The organism is Bilophila sp. 4_1_30, from assembly GCF_000224655.1.
GTDB classification, from domain to species: domain Bacteria; phylum Desulfobacterota; class Desulfovibrionia; order Desulfovibrionales; family Desulfovibrionaceae; genus Bilophila; species Bilophila wadsworthia.
Map to the genome: position 1 here is coordinate 1 of NZ_JH114259.1, position 1,208 is coordinate 1,208.

Consider the following 1,208-nt stretch of genomic DNA (forward strand, 5'->3'; position numbering starts at 1 on the left):
TGATTTTTCACCAAGATACAAGATTACGGGAAGAGCGATATTGACCGGACGGTTTTCTTCAGCGGTCTGGACAACCCGGGAAGCTTTAAACTCCACTTCTGCCATCGACTCACCTTGTGCCCTCTGAAACAAGTAGTTGGCGCGAGTGATACTTGAAAAAGTGCCAGCGGCACCAGCATCAGACGGGGCAAGTGGTCTAGTGAATGCACCATAGATCTCCCGAATAGCGTCCCCCTGCGTGGATCCTGCCTCCCGGCTCCCTCCCGTCCAAGCTCGGAAAAACTGGTCGCTCAGCTTGGGAACATATAATCCCGTGGGGTTAGCGGCGTTGGGGCGCCATTTGCCGAGGTTGGCGGCGATGGTGGCACTGGCGGCGTTGTAGGCGAGCAGCATTCCGGTGAATCCTCCGCCATCATAGACTTTTTTCAGCTCGGGCCAGTCGGAGAACAGGACGAGATCTCCGTTTGCCCAGACGTGATTCGCGGGGAGGGTCGTCGAGCGCCAGTAGCGCGGAACGCCGATCATCGACAGGCGGAGCGCTTCGCAGTAATCAACGGACTTCTTGTCGGCGGCGCTCATAAGGCCGGCGACGGACTGCGTGGCCGCGGCATACGTCGTGTCCTTGGCGGCGATGGTCAGTTTGTCGTTCGTGGCATCCGGCGTCAGGGTCACATTGGTCCCTGCTACGAAGGTCAGCGTGTCGGTTTTCGTGTCCGCCGCAATGGTGGTCGACCCGACGAGGATATTGCCGAAGGCGTTCTGGTTCACTTCCGCGCCCACGGCGATGCCGTCCAGCTTGCCCTTGTCGCCCTTCGCCATCAGGCCGTCGTTGGAGGCCGTTGCGAGGGAGTAGGTCGTGTTCGTGTCCACGTCGCCGACAAGCTCGTACTGCGCGCCGGTGTAGACGAACTCGTAGGTCCGGTTCGCGGCCAGCGTCCCGGCGGCGATGGCGGCCCCACGGTACTGGATGGGCTTCGCGCCCGTACCGTTGACGTCGAGGGTCGGGTTGGCGGCGCTGTTGGTTACGGTGAACTTCACAAGGACGCGGGCCCCGGTAGCCAGCGCGAACCCAGACAGCGCAACGGTTTTCGCGGCGGTGGCGGCAGCCGTCGAGCAGGTTGCATAGTGATGGATGTTCGCCGAGCCGTCGAAGGCCACGCCTCCGATGGTGCGTTTCGTGGCGAGGCGGGTGGCGGTCTGGGCGTTGC

General features: G+C 62.0%; 1 protein-coding gene. It reads right to left on the reverse strand.

From position 1 onward, the window contains the following. Positions 1-1,208 (reverse strand): hypothetical protein (locus HMPREF0178_RS19990; protein WP_009369354.1); only part of this gene is annotated, 1,208 nt, incomplete at both ends.